9 protein-coding genes are annotated in these 6,694 nt (G+C 36.3%); 3 read left to right on the plus strand and 6 right to left on the minus strand.

Translation table 11 applies throughout. The features are described 5' to 3' along the window. Positions 1-80: 80 nt before the first annotated feature. Complete coding sequence (gene pta, locus RTL21_RS18560; RefSeq protein WP_312097998.1) at positions 81-1,058, minus strand: phosphate acetyltransferase; 978 nt, start codon at positions 1,056-1,058, stop codon at positions 81-83. Positions 1,059-1,346: 288 nt separating this feature from the next. Here pta and hemQ point away from each other — a divergent pair, with 288 nt between their 5' ends. Together hemQ and gerQ are read left to right on the plus strand one after the other, a co-directional pair. Beyond that, positions 1,347-2,102, plus strand: a complete 756-nt coding sequence (hemQ, locus tag RTL21_RS18565) for a hydrogen peroxide-dependent heme synthase (protein WP_312097999.1) — start codon at positions 1,347-1,349, stop codon at positions 2,100-2,102. 404 nt (positions 2,103-2,506) lie between these two features. Beyond that, a complete protein-coding gene (gene gerQ / locus RTL21_RS18570; RefSeq protein ID WP_312098001.1) occupies positions 2,507-2,974 on the plus strand; it encodes a spore coat protein GerQ in 468 nt (155 codons plus the stop codon). A 44-nt stretch (positions 2,975-3,018) separates the two neighbouring features. Here gerQ and RTL21_RS18575 read toward each other — a convergent pair whose 3' ends face one another. The 4 genes from RTL21_RS18575 to RTL21_RS18590 form a co-directional block, all read right to left on the minus strand. Then, positions 3,019-3,390, minus strand: coding sequence for a DUF423 domain-containing protein (locus RTL21_RS18575; protein WP_312098003.1), 372 nt, complete (start codon positions 3,388-3,390; stop codon positions 3,019-3,021). Between the two features lie 14 nt (positions 3,391-3,404). After that, positions 3,405-3,689: a YwdI family protein gene (locus RTL21_RS18580; protein WP_312098005.1), complete on the minus strand. Its 285-nt coding sequence runs from the start codon at positions 3,687-3,689 to the stop codon at positions 3,405-3,407. Positions 3,690-3,962: 273 nt separating this feature from the next. Then, positions 3,963-4,640 carry a uracil-DNA glycosylase gene (locus tag RTL21_RS18585; RefSeq protein WP_312098007.1) on the minus strand — a complete coding sequence of 226 codons (678 nt, stop codon included), beginning with the start codon at positions 4,638-4,640 and terminating at the stop codon, positions 3,963-3,965. A 13-nt stretch (positions 4,641-4,653) separates the two neighbouring features. After that, on the minus strand, positions 4,654-5,403 hold the full coding sequence (locus RTL21_RS18590; RefSeq protein WP_312098008.1) for a DUF4230 domain-containing protein: 750 nt from the start codon (positions 5,401-5,403) through the stop codon (positions 4,654-4,656). 195 nt (positions 5,404-5,598) lie between these two features. On the opposite strand from RTL21_RS18590, the gene RTL21_RS18595 reads away from it, so the two are divergent. Further along, complete coding sequence (locus RTL21_RS18595) at positions 5,599-5,925, plus strand: YflT domain-containing protein (protein WP_312098009.1); 327 nt, start codon at positions 5,599-5,601, stop codon at positions 5,923-5,925. 42 nt (positions 5,926-5,967) lie between these two features. On the opposite strand, the gene RTL21_RS18600 is transcribed toward RTL21_RS18595, so the two are convergent. Further along, positions 5,968-6,694, minus strand: a 727-nt coding sequence (locus RTL21_RS18600) for a ThiF family adenylyltransferase (protein ID WP_312098011.1), incomplete at its 5' end; no start/stop codon positions are given.

Consider the following 6,694-nt stretch of genomic DNA (forward strand, 5'->3'; position numbering starts at 1 on the left):
ATATGAAAAGGTGAAGACCAAACAACAAAAATCAAAAAGGACGCCTCCCAAGCTTTAAGGAGACGCCCTTCTTTTAAAAATTACTTCGTTAAACTTTGTCCTGCAGTAATTAATGCTAATTTATAAACATCTTCTTCGTTACATCCGCGAGAAAGATCATTTACAGGCGCATTTAATCCTTGAAGGATTGGTCCAACTGCTTCAAAGTTACCTAGTCTTTGTGCAATTTTATAGCCAATATTACCAGCTTCTAAGCTCGGAAATACAAATACATTTGCATCACCTTGAATTGGAGAATCTGGAGCTTTTTGTTTTGCTACAGATGGAACAAATGCAGCATCAAATTGGAATTCACCATCAATTACTAATAATGGATCTCTTAATTTTGCTTCTGCTAATGCTCCTTCTACCTTTTCTGTTTCCGGTGATTTTGCAGAACCCTTTGTGGAGAAGCTTAACATTGCAACACGTGGGTCAATATCAAACATTCTTGCTGTTTTCGCACTTTCCACAGCGATTTCTGCAAGATCTTGGCTGTCTGGAGTTATATTAATTGCACAATCAGCAAAAACATATTTCTCATCTTCACGAACCATGATGAATACACCAGAAGTCTTTTTTACGCCTTGCTTTGTTTTAATGATTTGTAAAGCTGGACGTACAGTATCAGCTGTTGAATGAATCGCACCACTTACTAAGCCATCTGCTTGGTTAGCATATACAAGCATTGTTCCAAAATAGTTTTCATCTAGAAGAATTTTACGCGCGTCTTCTTCTGTTACTTTTCCTTTACGTCTTTCAACAAAAGAAGCAACTAGTGCATCAAATTGAGCATATTTTTTTGGATCATAAATTTCAGCGTTTTCTAAAGAAACACCAAGATTTTTTGCTTTTGCTTGGACTTCTTCTATGTCACCAATTAAGATAGGAATTAAAATTTTATCTTCTGCTAAACGACCAGCAGCTTTCAAAATTCTTTCATCTAGTGCTTCTGGGAAAACGATTCGTACGTTTTGACCAGTTACTTTTTCTTTTAAACCTGCAAATAAATCACTCATTAAATTTCTTCCTCCTTTTTATGTACACTTAATAGGATACTCTACCACGATAAAATTTCAAGGAATATTCCTTACTTTCTTTTCTATTTTTATACCCATATTCACTTTATACAATCTGATATTTCCCTATATTTATCTTCCTTATACTTTTTTGTACTAATTCAAACTTCTTTTTCTAGAAGACACAATTTGTTCACATTTATCTCAAGGTTTATTCCGTTTGTATCTGGAGAAACTATGATATAGTTATTTTGTATTTAACGTTTTAACTAAGGAGTGAACATATAAATGAGTGAAGCAGCAAAAACATTAGATGGCTGGTATTGTCTTCATGACTTCCGAACTGTAGATTGGACAACCTGGAAAATGTTGCCTAGCGAGGAAAGACAAGAAGCGATTAATGAATTTTTAGGACTATTGGAAAAGTGGAACGTTGTTCAGGAAAGTAATAGCGGTAGCCATGCACTATATACAATTGTAGGACAAAAGGCAGACTTTATGATGATGATTCTGCGCCCGACTATGGAAGAATTACAGCAGCTAGAAACAGAATTCAACAAAACAAAATTAGCTGAATTTACGATTCCAGCACATTCCTATGTGTCTGTAGTAGAATTAAGTAATTATCTACCTTCTGATTCAGATAGTGATCCGTATGAAAATCCATACGTAAAAACAAGACTTTATCCGATTCTTCCGACATCAAATTATGTATGCTTCTATCCAATGGATAAACGTCGTCAAGGAGAAGACAACTGGTATATGCTTCCTATGGAAAACCGCAAAGACTTGATGCGTAGCCATGGGATGATTGGCCGACAATATGCTGGAAAAGTAAAACAGATTATCACTGGATCCGTTGGTTTTGATGATTATGAATGGGGAGTAACATTATTCTCTGATGATGTTCTTCAGTTCAAAAAATTAGTATATGAAATGCGTTTTGATGAAGTAAGCGCCCGCTATGGTGAATTCGGCTCTTTCTTTGTAGGAACACTTCTTAAACAAGAGGCAATTACAGAATATCTACACGTAAATGCATAAAATGGAGTAGTTCTCTAAATAGCTAAACGGCGAGAGATAGTTGTTATCTAAGTCGGAGTAGAAGCTTATTAGAGAACACTCCATTTTTTAGATTCTAATAAAGCACATTGATTGTGCAACACACTTTCCCTCACCTGCTCCTAAACGACCTTCTATCAATTTAAATTGTTTAGCTTCAAAAGCAACAAGCTTCACCGAACTTAACCTTCCTTATTAACTCTTCTATTAAATTTGCATCTCCTTGTCATAACTTATTCTTTTTCCTCATAGGATGAAATAGTGAGCGATGACCTATGAATGAAATAACATTCACCGTCTACTTCTTATCACTAATTTTTATGGTCAACTTCGAAATGATGGAAGTATGTTGTGAAGATTGAATAGAAGACTATGGAGGGATGAAAATGAGTCAGTCTAATTATGGGAACTATGGTTATCCACAGGGATACGGGACTTATCCCGGACAAATTCCTACCTATGGAAATCAGCAAATGTATCAGCCACAAGCACCAATACAGCAAGGAGCACCTACTCCTGCTCCTACACCTGCACCAAGTGCAACACCTACTACACTACCAGGGCAGCTGCCACTTGAAGCATCTTATATCGAGAATATTTTACGCCTTAACAAAGGGAAAATTGCAACGGTATATGCAACATTCGAAAACAACAAAGATTGGAATGCAAAAATTTTCAAAGGAATAATCGAAGCAGCAGGGAGAGACCATCTTATCTTAAGTGATCCCCAAACTGGAAAACGTTATTTAATTCCAATGCTATATATTGATTACGTTACATTTGATGAAGAAATTGAGTATGAATATCCGTATGGCGTTGCAGCACAAAACCTAACTACATATCCGCCTAGATAATGTTAAGCTCATAGTAAAAAGGAAGGGATCATTCCCTTCCTTTTTCACATCCATTTCCAAACAGCAATAATAACTAATAACCAAGCTGTCAAAAATGCTACACCACCAATTGGGGTAATTGCTCCTAGCACTCTGATTTGGGTAACAGCCAATACGTAGAGGCTCCCTGCAAATAGAATAATTCCAATAAACATCAGCCAGCCTGCCCAGTTTAACAAGCTGCTTTCTGGGAATTTTCCTAAAAGCAAACCAATGATAATTAGTCCAGTACTATGAAACATTTGATACGTTACCCCTGTTTTCCAGGTCTCAAGGTATTTATCTGGAATTTTCCCTTCTAACCCATGGGCACCAAATGCTCCTAAAGCAACGGATAATAGTGCATTAATTGCTCCGATAATGATAAAAGCTTTCATTTTTATCTCCTTGTCTAAAAATCAAATAAGGAATCGCCATTTCCTTCTTCCATTTTTATTTTATTTGTTTGTATTGTTTGTTTGGGAATGGTTATTGGTGCTTGAACAGCTTGGAAGGATGGTTGCTGAACAGGTTGTTGATAAGCTATGCTTTCTTTTCCTTCTTGTTCTAAAACCAATTCGCATAAGGATTTAATCGCGTAAATTCTTTCTCGTATTCTTGCATCCGCACTGCTTGTTTTCGCTTCTATTAACTGATCCTCTATTTTAGCTAATAATTGCTGGATTGTTATATTCATTTCATCCCTCCTTTTGCTTGGAATCGAAGACATTCTCGTCCCGATGCTCTTTTTACTTCAATGGATGGCATCGTTCTTCCTTTAAATTGAAAAGCCTTACAACCTTTAGGAAAATGACTATCCCATGTAACATAGTAAAATTTACATTTATAGCAATTCACCTTATTCTGTTCCATTCGATACCCTTTCTAATCCCATAAGAACGAAGCTACACACCTTAGCAGTTAGTTTTTATATTAGCTGTTACTGCATATGTAGATTTCCTTCATTATATTATTCTTTTTTAAAAAAATCATCTAAACACCAGTTTATTGGAGTTTTCCCCCTATTTTCAAGCATTCTATTAATCGTAGAAAAAGGTTTGCTTCCTAAAAAACCTCTATGTGCAGAAAGCGGGCTTGGATGTGTTGATAAGATGATGCCGTGCTTTTCCTGATTAATAAAGGCAAGCTTTTTTTGAGCTGGATTGCCCCATAATACAAAAATAACTGGCTCTTCTCTGTCATTCAACATTTTTATCACTTGATCTGTAAATACTTCCCATCCTTTTCCACGATGAGAATTAGCTTCTCCTGCGCGAACAGTTAAAACCGTATTTAACAAAAGTACTCCTTGATCTGCCCAGCTTTTTAAATAGCCATGATTGGGGATAGGACAGCCCAAATCATGGTGCAATTCCTTATAAATATTTTTTAAGGATGGCGGTATTTTCACCTCTGGCTTAACAGAAAAGCTTAAGCCATGTGCCTGATTAGGACCATGATAAGGATCTTGTCCTAAAATGACTACCTTTACTTTTTCGTAAGGGGTATACGATAAACTATTAAAGATATCTCCACGTTTTGGATAAATAGTAGTTTCTCTGTACTCTTTTTCTAGAAATGCTTCTAATTGGATAAAGTAATCCTTTTGGCGCTCTTGCTCCAGTAATTGTTCCCATGATGTAGCCATACCTTCTCCTCCTTTATTCTCCGGCAAAACTAACTTGAACAGTATACCCTAGCCTTCCATAGAATTCCTTCAATATTTTTTTTGCATTTTCTTCTGCCTTCCCTAAAATCCCTTGTTCTATTGCCTCTTCCTCCATGAGTTCTTTTGCTTCATCCATTAAACTATAGGCTTCTTCCCATTTCACATCCCCTCTAAAAATACCAGAAACAGAATAGGTTTCTACTTCATCAAAATCAATAGAGGGCTCCTGAAGAAATTCTGCTTTAGCCAAATGAATATGGATGCTTTGCTCTTCTTCGTCAATTTCAAGTTGATCTTCTGTCATTTCCGATAAATCTACTCCAGCTGTAAGGGTTCCAGGTACAACCAACAATATTTTCCGCTTTGTTCCAGGTACATTCGTTTCAATTTCTTTTCCAAAAATCTCATTATCTTCTTTTTCTAGGATTGTTTTCACAAAAGCTTGAGAGGTAGCTAATGTTGAAAGATCCTTCATCTGCTCTATATAGGAACTTGATTTTACGACCGATTCCTTCGGAAAAGCAACCTTCCACAGCCCAACTATTCCGACTAGTAAAAACACTATTAAAATACTTAAAAAAAGCATAATTTTTTTATTTATCCGATTCTTTACTCTATATAAACCAGATTGGGGAAAACGAATTTCCCTTCTATTATTTAACTCCATTGTTGTGCTTGCTTGTTCCTTTTTTCCTGCGCTAAGCTCTCGATTGATTTGTTTTTTTTCTTTCTTGCTTACCATTTGACCCTCCTATTTCTATTATTCTGTGCCTTTATTATATAGGGAAATTTGTCGATTGTGGGGATATTTGTCTATGTATAATTTCCCAATTAGCAAACGATGAAAATATTACCAGCAAAAAGGACGTTTCATCTTGGTTACAGGAGGCTATATAAAAAACATAGATAAATTCCACTATATTAGGAGGTTATCAGTATGTATAAAGTTGAAGTAGTAGAAAATGGTGTACAAGCTAGCAATATCATTAGCGCACTAGAAAACCAAGGTTACAAGAAAGAGAATATTTATATTTTTGCACATGATAAAGATCGCTCAGAAGATTTAACACTTGCAACTGAAACAGGGAATGTGTCTATGAAAGAACAAGGTCTACTTGACTCCATTAGCAATGTTTTCCGAAAAAGAGGAGACGAATTGCGTTCGAAGATGCAATCAGTCGGATTAACGGAAACCGAAGCATCCAAATACGAGGAAGTTTTAGATACTGGTAAATTAGTTATTGTTGGTTCTCTCGAACAATAAGAAAAACCCTGCGTTGTATTTCCCAACGCAGGGTTTTTCTATCTAACCTAGTAATTGATCGTAAAGTGTTTTTGCATATACAGCATCATTCGTCTCATGTATTAACGCTCTTCCATCCTTAAAAAATACTACTCTGTTTGTCTCTAACTGAACAGATAGCAGAAAAGGATTTTGCCTCACTGTATACCCTTTCTTTTGAAAACTTTCTGCCAGTTGTGGAAAAGGGATATTTTTCGGATTAGAAGGACGTATCTGTACCGTCTCCCTTCCACATAAAACGGCTACCTTCGTCTGATTTTCTTTTTCCAGGAAAGGATAGGTACGATTTTCTCCACATGTAGGACAATCAATTCTTTTCGCTCGGCTAACCTTTATATTTTGATATTCATTTTTCCATAAATCAAAAATCAAAAAGGTTCCACGTAATGCAGCCTTGTCTCCAACTAATAGCTTTAGTGCTTCGGTTACTTGATGGGAAACCACTAGTTGAACGGATGGGGCAATGATTCCTACTGTATCACAGGTCATTCCAGTAACCGGTATGGTTTTCATTAAACAATGCAGGCATGGTGTCTCTCCTGGAATTATCGTATAGCACATACCTGCACTGCCTACACATGCACCATATATCCAAGGAATTTCATGCTTTATTGCCAGGTCATTCAGCACCATTCTTATTTCCATATTATCGGTCGCATCTATTATTAAATCCGTGTTCTTAGCTAATTGTTCCAATACCTCTACTGTCGCTTCTCCGACAATCCCTGTA

The sequence above is a fragment of the Niallia sp. genome, assembly GCF_031978665.1.
GTDB lineage: Bacteria > Bacillota > Bacilli > Bacillales > Cytobacillaceae > Niallia.